The sequence below is a fragment of the Paenibacillus sp. J5 genome, from assembly GCF_054955055.1.
This window is the reverse complement of the sequence record NZ_JBUEDD010000006.1, coordinates 1-16521: the sequence shown is the minus strand read 5'-3', so window position 1 is coordinate 16521 and position 16521 is coordinate 1. Positions and strand designations below refer to the sequence as shown.

The 16521-nt window shown below is 54.3% G+C and carries 15 protein-coding genes; 3 read left to right on the top strand and 12 right to left on the bottom strand.

Going from position 1 to position 16521, the window contains the following annotated elements; genetic code table 11:
- Positions 1–58: 58 nt before the first annotated feature.
- The 4 genes from ACY1JZ_RS12410 to ACY1JZ_RS12395 form a co-directional block, all read right to left on the bottom strand.
- A complete protein-coding gene (locus ACY1JZ_RS12410) occupies positions 59–1591 on the bottom strand; it encodes an extracellular solute-binding protein (RefSeq protein ID WP_462629419.1) in 1533 nt (510 codons plus the stop codon).
- Positions 1592–1739: 148 nt separating this feature from the next.
- Entirely contained in the window at positions 1740–2612 is an 873-nt protein-coding gene (locus tag ACY1JZ_RS12405) for a carbohydrate ABC transporter permease (RefSeq protein ID WP_270166117.1), read from the bottom strand.
- A gap of 18 nt (positions 2613–2630) precedes the next feature.
- Positions 2631–3524 carry an ABC transporter permease gene (locus ACY1JZ_RS12400; RefSeq protein WP_270172663.1) on the bottom strand — a complete coding sequence of 298 codons (894 nt, stop codon included), beginning with the start codon at positions 3522–3524 and terminating at the stop codon, positions 2631–2633.
- A gap of 266 nt (positions 3525–3790) precedes the next feature.
- A complete protein-coding gene (locus tag ACY1JZ_RS12395; RefSeq protein ID WP_462629417.1) occupies positions 3791–6355 on the bottom strand; it encodes a helix-turn-helix domain-containing protein in 2565 nt (854 codons plus the stop codon).
- Positions 6356–6560: 205 nt separating this feature from the next.
- Between ACY1JZ_RS12395 and ACY1JZ_RS12390 the strand changes: the two genes are divergently transcribed.
- The 3 genes from ACY1JZ_RS12390 (at position 6561) to ACY1JZ_RS12380 (ending at position 8159) form a co-directional block, all read left to right on the top strand.
- Positions 6561–7307, top strand: coding sequence for a GTP pyrophosphokinase (locus ACY1JZ_RS12390; protein ID WP_270166119.1), 747 nt, complete (start codon positions 6561–6563; stop codon positions 7305–7307).
- Between the two features lie 225 nt (positions 7308–7532).
- A complete protein-coding gene (locus ACY1JZ_RS12385; RefSeq protein WP_270166121.1) occupies positions 7533–7871 on the top strand; it encodes a L,D-transpeptidase in 339 nt (112 codons plus the stop codon).
- An 84-nt stretch (positions 7872–7955) separates the two neighbouring features.
- Positions 7956–8159, top strand: coding sequence for a hypothetical protein (locus ACY1JZ_RS12380; RefSeq protein WP_270166123.1), 204 nt, complete (start codon positions 7956–7958; stop codon positions 8157–8159).
- A gap of 97 nt (positions 8160–8256) precedes the next feature.
- On the opposite strand, the gene ACY1JZ_RS12375 is transcribed toward ACY1JZ_RS12380, so the two are convergent.
- The 8 genes from ACY1JZ_RS12375 to ACY1JZ_RS12340 form a co-directional block, all read right to left on the bottom strand.
- The gene (locus ACY1JZ_RS12375; protein ID WP_462629416.1) at positions 8257–8997 is read right to left on the bottom strand and encodes a YfjL-like protein; all 741 of its coding nucleotides are present in this window, start codon (positions 8995–8997) and stop codon (positions 8257–8259) included.
- Positions 8987–9577 (bottom strand): hypothetical protein, encoded by a 591-nt coding sequence (locus ACY1JZ_RS12370; RefSeq protein ID WP_462629414.1) that lies wholly within the window; start codon positions 9575–9577, stop codon positions 8987–8989. Before ACY1JZ_RS12370 ends, ACY1JZ_RS12375 begins: the two co-directional genes overlap by 11 nt.
- The gene (locus ACY1JZ_RS12365; protein ID WP_270166129.1) at positions 9567–10067 is read right to left on the bottom strand and encodes an RNA polymerase sigma factor; all 501 of its coding nucleotides are present in this window, start codon (positions 10065–10067) and stop codon (positions 9567–9569) included. The genes ACY1JZ_RS12370 and ACY1JZ_RS12365 overlap by 11 nt, the downstream gene beginning before the upstream one ends.
- A 160-nt stretch (positions 10068–10227) precedes the next feature.
- Positions 10228–12693 (bottom strand): ATP-dependent protease ATP-binding subunit ClpC, encoded by a 2466-nt coding sequence (gene clpC, locus ACY1JZ_RS12360; protein ID WP_270166132.1) that lies wholly within the window; start codon positions 12691–12693, stop codon positions 10228–10230.
- Positions 12694–12711: 18 nt separating this feature from the next.
- The gene (mcsB, locus tag ACY1JZ_RS12355) at positions 12712–13776 is read right to left on the bottom strand and encodes a protein-arginine kinase McsB (protein WP_270166134.1); all 1065 of its coding nucleotides are present in this window, start codon (positions 13774–13776) and stop codon (positions 12712–12714) included.
- A gap of 18 nt (positions 13777–13794) precedes the next feature.
- Entirely contained in the window at positions 13795–14316 is a 522-nt protein-coding gene (gene mcsA / locus ACY1JZ_RS12350) for a protein-arginine kinase activator protein McsA (protein WP_270166136.1), read from the bottom strand.
- Between the two features lie 97 nt (positions 14317–14413).
- A complete protein-coding gene (locus tag ACY1JZ_RS12345) occupies positions 14414–14875 on the bottom strand; it encodes a CtsR family transcriptional regulator (RefSeq protein WP_270166139.1) in 462 nt (153 codons plus the stop codon).
- 352 nt (positions 14876–15227) lie between these two features.
- Positions 15228–16421: a GNAT family N-acetyltransferase gene (locus tag ACY1JZ_RS12340; protein ID WP_462629412.1), complete on the bottom strand. Its 1194-nt coding sequence runs from the start codon at positions 16419–16421 to the stop codon at positions 15228–15230.
- Between the last annotated feature and the right edge of the window lie 100 nt (positions 16422–16521).

The window sequence follows — 16521 nt, the reverse complement described above, 5'->3', positions numbered from 1 at the left end:
TCCCTTCCACAGGCGAGCGCCACCGGACTTTTTTACTGTTAGCAAGGCATGCTTCGGCCTATTGCGCATTCAAAGCATCGTAAGCCGCTTGATACTCATCGATAATCTTCTGTCCGCCGGCTTGGAGCCACTTCTGGATGTCCTGATCAAGCCCGGCATCATCGATTTTGCCCATAATGTACTTGGTCTGAGCATCCTGCAATAGCTGATCCAGCTCTGCGCCGCGCTCGGAGTAGGTGACGGAGGACAGGGTCAGCGCCGAGTTCGGAATCGCATATTGGGCGTTTTCCTTGGCCATCCGCGTTCCCTTCTCTCCCAGCTCCGTATCCTTGAGCGTCTTCACATGATACCCTTCCACATTCGGCAGATTGTCGCGGTATGGCTTCACCTCGCGCTGGAACAGGCTGAAGTCAAGGAATTCCGTCCGGTCATCCTCCGTATAAGCAAAATGCTTGCCCTCAACGCCGCGCATGAGCAGTGTCGCCAGCGGCTCATCCATCAGCTTGTCGAGAAAGCCGAGCAATTGCTTCAGCTCCTCCTCAGAGGCTACTGACGACCTGGGGATCGCCAAAAATCCGTTATGCCCCGGCTCGCCTGCCAGACGGATGCCGTCCGGCCCGGCGAAGGCGGCGTTATCCACTACCGCATTCGGATCGTTGGCTACCAGACGATCATGCTGGCTCTTGACGCTCTGCGCCACTGCGTTACCCAAGCCGGCGCGCCCGCTATCAAAAAACTTGCTCGATTCCGAGCTATCCAGCACGGCAAAATCCCGATTGATCAGCCCCTCCTCGAACATGCGGCGAAGCATCGCCAGCACCTCGCGGTATTCCTTGGTCATCATCTCCGGAGTGATCTTGCCGTCCACCATCCCCCAGCGGTTCACACCGCCGATGCTGACGGCCAACCTTGTCGGGAGCGCCGAGTTGCCGAGATTGTACTGCTTCTCCAGTACGAAGCCATACGTATCGTTCTGCCCGTTGCCATCCGGGTCCTGCTGCACCATCGCCTTCTGTGTCGCGTACCAGTCGTCCAGCGTCACCGGAACACTCAGCCCCAGCTTCTCCAGCCAATCCTTGCGATAATTGAAGGCCGCCCGGCCAATATCCCGAAACAGCGGCACCCCGTACACTTTACCCTCCACCGAAATATTTTTATAATGCTGCTCCCCTTGCGCCGCCAGATTCGGATAATCCTGCAAATACGGCCCCAGCTCCCAGAACATATCCGACTGGATGGAGCTGATGATAAGCGGCGTGTAGTTCAGCTTGACAATCTTCGGCAGCTCGCTGGAGGCGATCATGACACTGATCTTCTCATCATAGGTCGATTGCGGAATCCACTGAATATCCAGCTTGACACCCGTATACGCCTCGATCGCCCGCTCCACCTCATTCCCCTTGGCCGGAATATCTCCGACCTGCGTCAGGCCAATCGATACCGTTAGCGGCTCCTTTGTCCCCTCCGCATCGGAGGCAGGCCGCTCCCTATCCGCGCCATTGCTCCCGCAGCCTGCCAGCAGTCCTGCAGCCAGTACACACGAGGCCACGCCAGCAAGCCAGCGCCGCCCTTTCCCTGTCGTCTTTACCATACGTATTTCCCCCTTCTTCACTCATTTTCCCGTCTGCCCACTCGCCCAGTTGGAGCAGGTCTGCACCACATAGGTTCAGCTCCAGTGCCTTACCACGGTACAACAGCACCTACGCGCCCTCAACCGTGCATCACGGTGCATTCCCGTGCTACCCCTTGACGGAGCCGAGCAGGATGCCCTTAACAAAATGCTTTTGCAAAAACGGATAGACCAGCAGGATCGGTGCTGTTGCAAATACGACGACCGCCATCCGAATCGTGAGCGGCTGAATGTCCATTTCTTCAAAGCTGGCATCTCCGAATCGGCTTTGCGCCAATATAACAATCTCCCGCAAATACACCTGAATCGGCCATTTCGTATTATCGTTGATATACAGCACCGCACTGAAGAACGTATTCCAATGATCGACCGCATAAAACAGCGTAAAGGTCGCAAGCGCCGGGCCGGACAGCGGCAGAACGATGCGAAAAAAAACGCCGAGGTCGTTGCAGCCGTCCATTTTGCCCGAATCCTCCAGCTCCTCCGGTATGTTCTGAAAAAAGTTTTTGAGCACAATCAGATTAAATGCACTGATCGCCGCTGGAAACATCAGCGACCATAATGTATTGGTCAGGCCGAGATTTTTGACGACAAAATACGTTGGGATCATCCCGCCGCTGAACAGCATCGTGAACAGCACCATCAGCATCAGTCCCTGCCGTCCCCGCAGCCTTCTGCGCGACAGCGGATAGGCCATCAAGGACGTCAGCAGCAGATTAATAAATGTCCCCAGCACCGCGACATAGATCGTAATCAGCAAGCTGTTCGTCAGTGTCGGCGTCGAGAAAATGTAGCGGTACGCAGCCAGCGACCATTCCTTCGGAAATAATATCAGTCCGCCGCGTGCCGCCTCCTGGGGACTGGTGAAGGAAACCGCAAGTACATACACAAACGGCAGCACCGCGGCCAACGCCGCCAGCGACAGCAGCACGACATTCACCATGTCAAACCATCGGCTGCCCCATGATCGATCTTGAATCACCGCAGCTCCTCCTTTCGTCTAGAAGACCCCTTCCTCGCCAAACCGCCGTGCCAGCCAGTTCGCGCCGAACACGAGCACGAAGGCGATCGCAGACTTGAACAGCCCGACAGCCGCACTGTAGCTGAACTGTCCCTGAGTCATGCCCTTCGTATAGACGAAGGTATCGAATACTTCCCCGACCTCGCGGTTCGTCGGCGTCAGCATCAGGAAGATCTGCTCGAAGCCCGTATCCAGGAAATGGCCCAGTCGCAGAATCAGCAAAATCACAATCGTGCTGCGAATCGCCGGAAGCGTCACATGCCACAGTTGCCTCCATCGGCCTGCCCCATCCATACGAGCGGCCTCATACTGCTCCATATCCACGCCGGTCAACGCGGCCAGGAAGATGATCGTTCCCCAGCCGACCTCCTTCCAGATCTGCTGCGAGATGATGACCGTGCGGAAATATTCCGCCTCCAGCAAAAAGGCGATCCGCTCTCCCGTCAGCCGATAGAGCAGCTCATTCACCAGTCCGTTCTCCGTTGTCAGCAAAATGTAGCTGAGGCCGACCACCACGACCCAGGATACAAAGTGCGGAATATACACCAGCGTCTGCACAACCCGCTTGAAGCCGCTGCGCCGCACCTCATTCATCATCAGCGCCAAAATAATCGGAGCCGGAAAAAAGAACACCAGATTATACACCGCCAGCACCAGCGTATTGCGAAACAATGTCCAAAACTGCAGCTCGCCGAACAAACGTTCAAAATGTCTCACCCCGGCCCACGGGCTGTCCATAAACCCGAGATGGGGCTTGAAGTCCTGAAAAGCCATGACCAGACCGTACATCGGCACATACTTGAAAATGACAAAATAAAGGATGCCCGGCAGCAACATTACGTACAGCCAGCGGTCGCGGAGCACATCCATCATCAGCGCGGCACGCCTGCGGCTTTGCGGCTGTATACCAGTATGAAGCGGCTCTGGCTGAGCGCCCGTCTGCTTCCCCATTTATCTCCCTCCCCTCTGCAAGCGGATACGGATTCCATCATGCCCCCTGCGGCTTTGCTGCGCATCCCCTCCAGTTAACCTGCTATCCTCTCTCCCCGTCCCACAAGCATGGATACCCCCTGTGCAACATGGCATACTCCCTAGACAACCCGGACAGCCCCGCCTTAGGAGGAGCCCCATGGCCCGGACTACTCCATGTCGTCATCCTCCGCCAAGCGGCTGCGCTGCTCACGGTATTGCCCCGGCGTCATGCCGGCATATTTGCGGAAGCTGCGAATGAACGCACTCGTATTGTTGAACTGCAGTTGCTCGCCGATGTCGGCAATCTTCAGCGTTGTCGTCTCCAGCAGCCGCTTCGCCTGCTTCATCCGGTAATCGCTCATATATTCGCTGAAGGTTCTGCCGATATGCTTCTTGAAGACACGACTCAGATAGACCGGATGATAATTCAACCGCTGCGCGCACAGCTCCAGAGTGAGCGGCGTATGGTAGCCGTCATGAATCATTGCCGCCATCTGCTCTGCGATGCTGTCATATTGCTTCTCCTCGCGCGCCTGGAGCTGCCGCGCCACCGGACGGAACAGCCGCTCGGTGAACCACTGCTGCAGCTCACTGCGCGTATGAAGGGCGAGCAGTTGCTGAAGCTGCCGGTCTCCATCGAACACGGCGGAGAGCGGCACTCCCCCATCCCGAAGCTGCTGCAGCACGCGGGAGATGAATTGAAGCAATAACGCATGATGCTCTCTACGGTACGTCTCCCGTTCAAGAATCTCGGTCAAGTAGCCGTGGAAGGCTTCCTCCAGTTGTGCTTCGTCCTGCTCCCTCAAGTAATGGATCATGCGATCCTCCATGACCTTCAGATGCGCATAGACAACCTCACCGGGGCTGCCGCCCGCAGCGGCATCGTCATAATGGACGATAATACCGTAGCCAAGTCGAATCCGGCTCTTCAGGGCGGACAGACTCTCCTCATAGGCCCGAACGGTCTCCGCCAGCAGCGGGAATGGCCGGCTAATGCCGATGCTGACCCCCAGAGCAAGGTAATGCCACACCTGCTCCTTCACCTGCTCCGCTATGGCATAGGCCGCGCGTTTGGCTTCCACCGGGTCTGCCTCGTCCAGCACCAGCAGCGTGGCCTGTGACTGATCGAACAGGATCGGCTCAAATCGGCGGGCAACCGGCAGCAGCTCTCCGACCATATTGTTAATTGCGAACAACAGTAAATCCCGGTCAACAGAGCCAAAGCGGGTCCCCTCCAGCGGATCGAGCTGCACGGTCATAACGGCCAGATGCCCCCAGCGCAGCGGGAATCCGTATACGCCTCCTTGTTGTTGTAGTTGACCGCCCTTATCCTGCCCGGCGAACAGCTTCAGCACCATATACTCCTTCAAATGCCTGGCCTGGCCCCGCATCTGCTGCTGCAATTGACTGCGCGAGATGGCCAGACTGCGCAAGCTGCTCTCAATCTCGCTCAGCTCGCCTCGCCTGCGCGCGGCAGATTCCATCCCGAGCTGCTGTACAACCTCAAGCAGCCGCCGAATTGGAAGATACATGCGCAAGCTCCCAAAGTAAGCGCTAACAAGAACCAGAGCCAAAATAAGCAGCCCGCTGACCGCAGTGAGGATGGCAATGCTCTTGGTCTGCTTGGTCACCTCCGAGAGCGAGGTAACCGAAATATAGGTCCAGCCGTTGTATGCGGAGGATTGATAGGCTACGACGACCGCTGTGCCATCCGCCATCGTCGAACGGAATACTCCGGCGCCGCGGGAGCTGCTGCGCTCATCGACTACTGCTGCGCGCTCATAACCGGCATCACTCTCTCCGTTCGGATACACCTCTTTGCCTTCCTGTCCCTCCGCCCCTGTGGCTGTAGCCACAGCGCTATAACTGCCCATAGCAAGCCTTGCAGCAGCCTGCTCCGTAGCGGTGCCATAGCCAGCACCCGTAGCGACGACCGGATTCGCGGAGTCTACCGCAGCATCCTCCTGACCCATCAGCCTCGCCAATACCTCTGCGCTGATCTTGCCATAGCGCTGCTGCTGGGCAGACGTGCCGAGGAAGTCCACCCCATCCTGACCGATAATGTAATGAAAGCCCATCTCCTTCGTTCGCGACAATAGACTTTCCATATCCTGCTTGAGCACCTCAACCACCATCAGCCCACGCGGCACCTGCTGCCTGGGGATCAATGGAACCTTTTGCACCAGCCGCACGGTACGAGCTTCGCGATCCGCTCCTGCCTCCATGGCCGATCTGTTGCCCCCCTCGCCCATTCCCGCCACGGGGTTCTCAGCCATGCCCTCATCGACAAACAGACTGCGGGGGTCGCCCGCATACGCCAGAAAGCGAGCACGCTCCTGGAACAATGGCAGCGGCTTGAACTGATCCAGCCCTACCACCCATTGCGACTCCAAATTGGCAAAATAAGCCCGATGGACCGGAATCGACGTCTGCAAACTGAGCAGCCCGGTCGTCATCTCCCGCACCTCAACGAAATTTTCCTCTGTCCACTGCTGGCCAAGCGCCTGGCGCACAAGCGGTGAATTGGAAAACTGCAGGGTAGATTTCTCCAGTGACTTCAGCATCTGTTCAAGCTGCAGCCGGGTCTGCTGCAGAATGAGCTGATTCCCCTCACTCACCTTCTCCTCCACAGCCTCCGCTGCGATGAAATAGGACAGACCGCCAGTCAAAATAACGGGCAGTGTGCCGATAACCAGACTGAACAGCAGCAGCCTCCACAAGTAGGTTCTCATCCCGTTCCCCCTCTCTGGACTATTCCCATGTACGAACCAAAAAATAGAGACTATTTCTTAGAATCGCACAAAGACGACGTTGCCGTCTATAGTCCTGAGACAACTTTGGCGGTAATCTGAGGTGCTCTGTAAAGCACAGCCATTTTGTTTTATAATAAAGTTAGTGCAATTGCAAGGAATTAGCAGAGACAAGGAGCTCGAAATAATGAATCAACTTACAACTACCGAAATTAAGCGTTTCAAGAATGAACTGACCCGTTTCATGATGATGTATAAATTCGCGCTGGACGCCCTGGAAACTAGAGTGGAAATATTAAAGGAAGAATTCCAACTGCTCCACGACTATAATCCCATCGAGCACACCAAGTACCGCCTGAAGTCGCCGGAGAGCATCATGAGGAAGCTCTATCGCAAAAGTGTCGGTTTTTCCTTCGCCAATGTGCGAGCTGAGATTAAGGATATTGCCGGGCTGCGCATCACTTGCTCATTTTTGTCGGATATTTACCGCATTCAGGAAATGTTTGAGCGTCAGAGCGATCTGAAGGTGCTGGAGATCAAGGACTATATTAAGCATCCCAAGCCCAATGGCTACCAAAGCCTTCATCTACTGCTGGATGTTCCGGTGTATATGTCTGATCGACTGGAGCATGTGTGCGTGGAGGTGCAGGTGCGCACGATTGCGATGGATTTTTGGGCCAGTCTGGAGCATAAAATTTTTTACAAATACAATCAGGAGGTGCCTTCGCGACTGCTCAACGAGTTGAAGGAGGCTGCGGATTCCGCATCCGCGCTCGATAAGCAGATGGAGCGGCTACACCGCGAGATTGAAGAAATTAAGGAAAAGCAATCTTCCGACGAAATGGATGATCTGCGCCGCATTATTATTAACAACCAGCAATTCTCGCTGCCTCCCGCCCTGCTCCAACTGCTAGAGGAGCAGCAGGATTCCTAAGATAACCCAAGATGGTGCTATATGACTGTGCGACTGTGCGCTCATCGTCATATCGAACGCTCGGACACCTGCGATTCATCTACCAGGAGAGTTGCAGCGTCCCCTCTCGAACTCTCGGACTATGGCCAGTGAGCAGTAGCCCATGAGCAGTAGGCGGTGAGTTAGGCAATCGTGCCCTCCCACTCCAGGATACAGTGCATATGCTGTACCAAAGGAGTGGTAGCTGTGGCAAACTATCGCATCATTGTCGACCTGTCCGACCGGACGCTTTACCTGCTCGATGGCAATACCGTCACACGCGCCTTCCCTGTCGGGATCGGCAAGATGGTCACCCGTACTCCGACGGGGGAATTTCGCATCATTAACAAGCAGTACAATCCCGGCGGGCCGTTCGGCGTGCTGTGGATGGGACTATCCAAGCCACATTACGGCATTCATGGCACAGATGATCCTTCATCGATTGGCCGCCTTGTTTCACATGGCTGCATTCGCATGTACAATGACGATGTGCTGGAGCTGTCCTCGTTGGTACCGATCGGCACCAGAGTTACGATTCGTGAATAGCGCTTTGCCTTTGCCTTTGCCTGCAACCCTTTCTAATTCGTTACGTATACACCTGTATATGAAGTAACGAAAGGAGTGACCGCAATGCGTTACCAAGCGGGAGGCGCCATGATTCATTGCCCTTGTTGCCAGCATGATACGTTCTCCAAGGATTACCGCCAGTTGAATTCCAAAGGGGCAACCTTTTTCGGGCTGGACTGGGCGAACCGGAATGCCGTCATTCTCATCTGCAGGCGCTGCAGCCACATTTCCTGGTTCATGGAGGAGCCGATGGAACGGAAAAATTAATGAAAATACGCCTTTGCTCCGCATACGACGGGCTGAAGGCGTATTTTTAGGGTCACTGTCAGAGCACATCACGCCCAGCGGACGTTGAATACTCCCTTTACTGCTGTGCTTGAACATCGCCTAGCTTTAGCTCGGTCTGAGGGTCGAAGCGGATCACATAGATCACTCTTCCCTGCGCATCCTTGCCCTGCTCAGCAGAATCGCCATAGCGGTTCGCATTGATCGTCACAGAGCGATACACGTACCCGCCTTCCTCCAGCAAGGTTTGGATACGCGCGGCCGCCTCCAGCAGCTCTTCTCTGCTGCTCTGGCTAGCATCGAGCACCATGTACAGCCATGGCGGCTTCGGCAGTGCCAGCTCTCGACTCCAGCTAGCACCTGCTGGCAGTTGCCCGCGCAGCACCTCGACATGGGTCTCTACAAGCCGAAGCGATGGCACCTGCGGCTGCAATAAGGCTTGTAGCTCCGCAGACGCCTCCCGGCCAAGCTGCTCCATCTTCTCCTCATCGAGCCGGCTGGTATATAATCCGTCAGCGGCCACAGTCGTTGGCCATATTCCGCCTCTCATGCGAAATTCAAACTCTCCCGGAGGATTCGCCTCCTGCTCCACGCCGCCGATGATCACTGCCTCGAAGATATATTCCTCATTTTTGAACGTATAGCTTGCCTTCTTCACTCTCAGCTCCAGCTCTGGATATTGCTCCTTCAGATACTGCTCCAGGCTTTGCTGCGCCAGCCACTTGCTCGCCGGATTGCCGTTAAAGGCGTTATAGATGAACAAAACCAACAGAGCAAGAAGCCCCAATGCCAGACCATAGATTCGCTTTTTAGATATCATCCTTCTCCCCGCCCTCCCTTAGCTTTCGTATCAGCCACCCCATGCAGCAGCCTATCATCGCAAATCCCCCGTGAAGGAGAGCTAACAGTGCCCCCGATGCAAATGAGTGCAAAACGTAGATGATTAGAGAATCGCCCCCGCTCCCCGATGCCCATTCCGCTATACTTTGCCCCAGCGACCAGAGCAGGATGGGCGCCGCAGAGATGGCCAGCACGGTCACCGCGCTGCGGTAGAACAGATAAGTGAGCAGCCCCAGCACCGTATACCAGAGTATGAATCCGAAGCTGTTATTAAGCAGTGAGGTCTGGAGAGCCAGGAAGAAGGACAATGCAACAAACAGCAGTTGATAGAGTGACAACCGCCGCTGTATTCGTCTGATCATAGCCGAATAGTCCGCTGCGGGCGGAGGAAGCTCTGATGGAGTAATCTGCAGTGGCTGTGCTGCATGCTGTGCCAGCTCCTGATATTCATCTGAGCTGCCAAGCTGCTCCTCCAGCCACTGCTTCGTCTCCGGCTGCAGCAGATTCTCATGATATAATGGGAGCAGATCCTCTATAATATATCGCACTCTACGATCCATAATATCCCTCCAACTCCTTATGCAGCTTTAATTTGGCACGATGGAATGTCACTCTGGCATAATTCTCGCTCTGTCCGGTCAGCTCACCGATTTCCTTGAATGACAGTTCCCCATACGCTCTTAGAATCACGATCTCCTTCGCGTTCTCCTCCAGCGAATTGATCTTGTCCAGCAGCAGGCGCTGCTGTTCACGCTGCAGCACCTGCTGCTCTGTCGTCAGTGCCCGCCGCTCAGCCTCCTGCGGCTCTATTCGAGCGGCTAGCTGCCGTCGATAGCGCCTGGAACGGTATTCCTTCCTCAACACATTAACAGCGATTGCAAACAACCATGTGGACAGGGAGGAGCGTTCGCCAAATGAAGCATGGTTCTTCATGGCTTGGTAGAAGGTTTCATGAGTCAGATCCTCTGCCGCTTCCTTCATGCCCGTCTTGGCATAGAAATAGGCATAGATTCGCGGTTGAATCTCTCGGTACAGCTCCTCCAGCTTCAAGCGTCTTCCTCCCCCTCTCCCGTTGTCTGTTACATTCCCTTATTGAATTCGCTTATTCATGTAGTACCTCAAGCTTCCCATTCGTTACAGCTACTTCAGAAATTAAATACAAAAAAAGCATCCCCCGTCTACATTAGCTGTAAACGGAGGATGCCTGTTGCTATTGTTGCGCTGCCGGCTCTTCCTCTGTCTTGGCGCCGCCCTGGTTGTTCAGCACAACCAGTTCGCCTTCCTTCTCATCGATCGTCAGCGAATCGCCCTTGGAAATATTGCCGCGGAGCAGCTCTTCCGACAAGCGGTCCTCAATATGCTTCTGAATCGCGCGGCGCAGTGGACGCGCACCATATTGCGGATCATAGCCCGTGTCAGCCAGGAATTTCTTGGCTGCGTCGGTCAGGACGAAGTCCACATCCTGCTCGCGCAGACGCTTGCGCAGCTCCTCAGACATCAGCGTGACGATCTCGGCAATATGCTCCTGCTCAAGCGAGTGGAATACGATCGTCTCGTCGATGCGGTTAAGGAACTCCGGACGGAAGCTTTTCTTCAGCTCCGCCATAACTTTATCCTTCATCTGCCCGAATTCACGACCGGCATCATGCACAGCAGTGAAGCCCAGTGTCGAGTTGCGCTTGATCTGATCCGCCCCTACGTTGGAGGTCATGATGATCAGCGTATTGCGGAAATCAACGACACGTCCCTTGGAATCCGTCAGACGGCCATCCTCCAGCACTTGCAGCAAGATGTTGAACACTTCAGGATGCGCCTTCTCGATCTCGTCCAGCAGCACTACAGAGTATGGCTTGCGGCGTACCTTCTCCGTCAGTTGGCCGCCCTCTTCATAGCCGACATATCCCGGAGGCGCCCCGACAAGACGGGAGGTCGAATGCTTCTCCATATATTCAGACATATCGATCCGAATGACCGCATTCTCATCCCCGAACATCGCTTCGGCGAGCGCTCTGGCAAGCTCCGTCTTGCCGACACCGGTAGGGCCCAGGAAGATGAAGGAGCCCATCGGACGCTTAGGGTCCTTCAGGCCGGCACGCGCGCGGCGGATCGCCCTGGATACAGCGCTGACCGCTTCCTTCTGACCGATTACCCGGTCATGCAGAATGTCTTCCATCTTCAGCAGACGCTCCGTCTCGCCCTCAGCCAGCTTGCTGACCGGAATTCCTGTCCAGCTTGCAACAACCTGCGCAATATCCTCCGGCGTAACCTCCGAATCGGTACGACCCTGCTTTTCCTTCCACTGGTTCTTCGTCACATCGAGCTCTTCGCGAATCTTCTGCTCCGTATCGCGCAGTGCCGCTGCCTTCTCGAACTCCTGACTTTGAACAGCCGCGTCCTTCTCCTTGCGGATATCCTCCAGGCGGTTCTCCAACTGCTTGAGGTTTGGCGGTACCGTATACGAGCGAAGCCTTACCTTGGAGCTGGCCTCGTCGATCAGGTCGATCGCTTTATCCGGGAGGAATCGGTCTTGAATGTAGCGGTCGGACAGCTTCACCGCTTGCTCGATCGCCTCATCGGTGATTTTCACCCGGTGATGCGCTTCGTAGCGGTCACGCAGACCATGCAGAATCTGAACAGCCTCCTCCGGAGACGGCTGGTCTACCGTAATCGGCTGGAAGCGGCGCTCAAGCGCGGCATCCTTCTCAATATATTTGCGATATTCATCGAGCGTGGTTGCCCCGATGCATTGCAGCTCTCCTCTAGCCAGTGCTGGCTTGAGAATGTTGGAGGCATCGATCGCCCCTTCAGCGCCGCCCGCACCGATCAGCGTATGCAGCTCGTCGATGAACAGAATAATATTTCCAGCCTGACGAATCTCATCCATAATCTTCTTCAGACGATCCTCGAACTCGCCGCGGTACTTCGTACCTGCTACCACTGAGCCCATATCGAGCGTCATGACACGCTTGTCGCGCAGCGTCTCTGGAATCTCGTTGGCGATGATCTTCTGCGCCAGTCCCTCTGCGATCGCGGTCTTGCCGACCCCCGGTTCCCCGATCAGCACCGGATTGTTCTTGGTTCTGCGGCTGAGCACCTGGATTACACGCTCAATCTCCTTGCTGCGTCCAATAACCGGATCGAGATTGCCTTCGCGGGCGATCGCCGTCAGATCACGCGCCAGTCCATCCAGCGTAGGCGTGCTCACATTAGCTGGAGCCCCGTGGCTGCTCGACACGGCCTCACTACTGCCCAGCAACTGCAGCACCTGTTGGCGTGCCTTGTTCAGGCTGATGCCGAGATTGTTCAGCACGCGAGCCGCGACGCCCTCGCCTTCCCGGATCAGGCCGAGCAGGATGTGCTCGGTGCCAACATAGGTATGACCCAGCTTGCGCGCTTCATCCATGGACAGCTCGATCACTTTCTTCGCTCTTGGCGTATAGGCAATATTGGTCGGCTGCTCTTGACCACGGCCAATCAGCGTCTCGACCTCATCTTGAATTTTCTCCAATCCCAGGCCCAGTGCGATCAGAGCTTTGGCAGCAATGCCCTCTCCTTCACGAATAAGACCCAACAGGATATGCTCTGTGCCGATATTGTTATGCCCCAGCCTAACGGCTTCTTCCTGCGCCAGTGCCAAAACCTTCTGTGCTCGTTCAGTAAATCTTCCAAACATCATAGCGATACACCTCCAGCTTTAAGTTTGCTGCGTTAAGTATCGGCGAATCAGCTCAGCCCGCCGCACATCCCGCTCCTCCGAATTTAACTTCTCCTCGAAAACCTGCTGCAAAAATCCAGGCTGCATCAGCACCATCAGTTCATTCATCACCTGCGGCCCCGCGCTCTCAATCAATCCCAGATCGATGCCTAGCCGCAGATCGGACAATCTCTGCGCTGCTTCCTTGGAATCCATAATCGCTGCATGGGACAAAATACCATAGGAGCGAAGCACCCGATCCTCGATACGAATCTTCGATTCAGCCATCAGCCGTTCGCGTGCTGCCTTCTCATGCTCGATAATCTGCCTGGCGACACTATGCAGATTGTCGATAATCTCATCCTCGGATTGGCCCAGCGTAATCTGGTTGGAGATCTGGAACAGATTGCCTACCGCCTCGCTGCCTTCCCCATAGATGCCCCGTACCGCTAGACCGACCTGCGTAATAGCGGACAAGATGCGATTAATCTGCTTGGTGAGCACCAGAGCCGGCAGATGCATCATCACCGATGCGCGAATGCCGGTTCCCACGTTGGTTGGGCAACTGGTCAGATAGCCGCGCTGCTCATCAAAGGCGTAATCGACCTGCGATTCAAATATATCATCAATTTGGCTGGCCAATGTCCAGGCTTCCTTAACCTGAAAACCAGGGTACAGACATTGGATGCGCAAATGATCCTCTTCGTTAATCATTATACTGACGGATTCGGAATCGCTCAATATTAAAGCGCCCGCCCGCGATTCACTGGCAAGATTCGGGCTGATCAGATGCTTCTCGACAAGCACTCGTTTCTCCAGTTCACTCAGCTCTGACAATATAAACGTGTCAAAGGTTCCTGCCTGCTGCAAATCGGTTGACCCAGCAACTGCTGTCAGTTGCTCCATCACCTCACGCGATTGCTGATTGGTCGCTAGCATTGGAAACGGCTGCTTTTGCAAATTGCGCGCAATGCGAATCCTGCTGCTGATTACGATCTCGGAATCGGGTCCCTCGCTGCGCATCCAATCACTTAATGCTTCCTGAGCAAAACGTCGTTTTCCCACCGTAATCCCTCCTGCCTCTTAGCCGGATTGGCCAATCTTGCGTTCAAGCTCTCGAATCCGGTCACGGATATTTGCAGCCTGTTCGAATTCCTCCTGCTCGATCCGCCGCTGCATCTCCTTCTTCAACTCATCCAGCTCGCGTCTACATTGAATCTGCCCGCCGGAGCGCTTTGGAATTTTGCCGACATGTACCGTATTGCCATGAACTCGCTTGAACAACGGGTCTAGCCGGGCAGCAAAATGCTTATAGCATGAGCTGCATCCGAAGCGTCCAATCTTGCTGAATTGGGCATAAGTCAGTCCACACTCATCGCAACGAATCGTCTGCGGCTTAGGGCCAAGCCCCGTAGCCCCGGATTTCTCGAAATCAAGCAGACCCGAGAGCAAGCTATGAATGGAGAAGCCTCCAGGCGTGCCCGGTATGCCCTCGCCCTTCTCCCTGGCACAGGATTCGCAGATATGGAATTCTGTCTTCTCCCCATTCACAATCTTCGTAAAATGAAGCGTAGCCTGCCGCTCTCCACATTCCTGACATAGCATGAAGAAGTCACTCCCTTCAACAACATGTAACCGCAATCCCGGTATCCATTCGTCCGGTTCGTCAACACCGACAGCGCCAGTCGTGCACATCGGGCAATTACTTCACAAGCAGCGATATGAGCATCGACTTCAATATTCTCGCCCTGACCTCATCTCTGAGTGGCAGCTTGAGTGCAATAACATCCCGATGTATAGCCGCGCGCAGCAGATTCGCCTCTCTGGAGGAGATCATCTGTGCCTCCAGCAGTTGGTAGATCAGCCCCTCCGCAGCGCCTTGGTCCACCTGGTCTCCAATCGTATGGTGAATATGACCTTGTATCGCCTTCAGCTTAGGCAGCTCTACCTGCTGTATTCGAATATATCCGCCACCACCGCGCTTGCTCTCCACCAGATACCCTTTTTCCAATGTGAAGCGGGTGCTTAATACATAATTAATCTGGGAAGGCACACATGAAAACCTATCGGCCAATTCATTTCGTTGAATCTCAATTGAACCCTCAGAGCTATCCTGCAGCAGTTGCTTCAGGAAATGCTCCAGTGCATCTGAAATGTTTCGCATATCACCAGCCCCTAGAGAATATACATCATGATCTTGCATAAACATACAGCCTTGCTTTGAATCAAGCAGTCTACAGCGAAGACCGTTTGTTAGAAAGAAAAGTCATTGACTTTGACTTTCTTTGACTTTAACTTTTATTATACTGATATTTGTGCCAAGGTCAAGTGTTTCCACTACAAAATCTGTCTGACCCCTCTGTCTCCCCGCACTTTAACTGCTTGTATTGTTTACATCCAATGAGCGAAACATACCTATGTATAAGAGAATATGAGCAGAAGACAACGCTAGAAGCCTCCCGCCCACATCCCGTTCGTCGGTTATGATGCAGCAAATATTGAACCGGCTAAGCCGCTCAGAAGAAATCTGCCAGATACGTTATTTTATCTGGAATCAACCTCTCCATCTCGTCTACAGCCTCCACATCGCCTTGAAGCATACCCAGCCTATGTAGCGTTGTTGCAAGCTTTGCGCCGGTCAGCAATGCCGAGAAAGCACGAATATCGCCTTGAAGCATGGGGAGATCCGATTGTACTTTTGCATATTTTGTTACATGAATGCCATACTGAGGATCAACCTTGAGCACGTAAACACCAGTGTTCCATTGTGCATCTCGGTCCTCGATAATCAGTTGACACCTACCAGATGCTTCAGGTCTCCCGAAGGGCTGCTGCTGCAGGAAGGCTTCAACATCCACAATTCGTGCCATATAGTATGGCACGTTATGCTGTTCAATTCGCGGATCGGGCGAGCAATACGGCAGCTCATCATCAAGCGGCGCGGTGACCTTAATCTGCTCTACCATGGAATCATGATTGGCCCAGTAGCCCCAAAGCCCTTGAAAGGCATCGTGGTCAAGGTATACCATTTCTTTGATGTTCAGCACGCGATCCTTCAGTTCATAGATTGCATAGCCGGTGGGAGTTTGACTGGCATTGCGATACATAACCACCCTCCCAGACTTTCGGCGAAAGACCGAGCGCTGCCACCATTGCGGCGTTCTCGCCAGTGTACCGTTATAACGGACAGCATATTGTTCATAGATAGGAGCCAGCAATGCAGCCAACTCGTCCCCCTTCGCTGACAGCCGCTCAACACGACCTGAAGCCTGAAAATGATGGGACAACTGGTGTTGGGTTAGCGTGTAGCTACGATGCTCTATACACAGCTCCCAGCCGTACTTGCGGTAAAAGGGGATAGAGAACGGATGCAGCATGGAGATGGATTGACCTTGTGCCCTCATCTCCTGCAATGCGTGGCGGATTAGCTGCGTTACCGCTCCCTTGCGTCTCTCCTCCGGCCAAGTCGCCACACTGGCAATTCCACCCATAGGTAACACCTTGCCGAATACGTACACCTCCAGCGGTATAATCGTCAGCATCGAGCATAATCGTTCCTCATCGAAAAAACCCCATACCTGCTCCGGATCAAATGCTACTCTCTCTTCCTCTAGCCGCTCATCGGTGAACTGGAACTGGAACGCATACTGCTCCAATGCCATATACTCATCAAAGTGATGCTGCTCCAGTCTCATTATGGTCTTATCCAATGTCATCCCCGCTTTCATGATGATCGATCGTTCTCTCTAGCCAAACCAGATGGACTTATTGAAATTATACATCAAGAATGAGCGGCTGCATAACAAACCA

Coding starts and splice junctions, on each gene's coding strand:
- ACY1JZ_RS12410 (WP_462629419.1), bottom strand. CDS start 1,591: ATGGTAAAGACGACAGGGAAAGGGCGGCGCTGGCTTGCTGGCGTGGCC.
- ACY1JZ_RS12400 (WP_270172663.1), bottom strand. CDS start 3,524: ATGATGGATGTGCTCCGCGACCGCTGGCTGTACGTAATGTTGCTGCCG.
- ACY1JZ_RS12395 (WP_462629417.1), bottom strand. CDS start 6,355: ATGAGAACCTACTTGTGGAGGCTGCTGCTGTTCAGTCTGGTTATCGGC.
- ACY1JZ_RS12390 (WP_270166119.1), top strand. CDS start 6,561: ATGAATCAACTTACAACTACCGAAATTAAGCGTTTCAAGAATGAACTG.
- ACY1JZ_RS12380 (WP_270166123.1), top strand. CDS start 7,956: ATGCGTTACCAAGCGGGAGGCGCCATGATTCATTGCCCTTGTTGCCAG.
- ACY1JZ_RS12375 (WP_462629416.1), bottom strand. CDS start 8,997: ATGATATCTAAAAAGCGAATCTATGGTCTGGCATTGGGGCTTCTTGCT.
- ACY1JZ_RS12370 (WP_462629414.1), bottom strand. CDS start 9,577: ATGGATCGTAGAGTGCGATATATTATAGAGGATCTGCTCCCATTATAT.
- clpC (WP_270166132.1), bottom strand. CDS start 12,693: ATGATGTTTGGAAGATTTACTGAACGAGCACAGAAGGTTTTGGCACTG.
- mcsA (WP_270166136.1), bottom strand. CDS start 14,316: ATGCTATGTCAGGAATGTGGAGAGCGGCAGGCTACGCTTCATTTTACG.
- ACY1JZ_RS12345 (WP_270166139.1), bottom strand. CDS start 14,875: ATGCGAAACATTTCAGATGCACTGGAGCATTTCCTGAAGCAACTGCTG.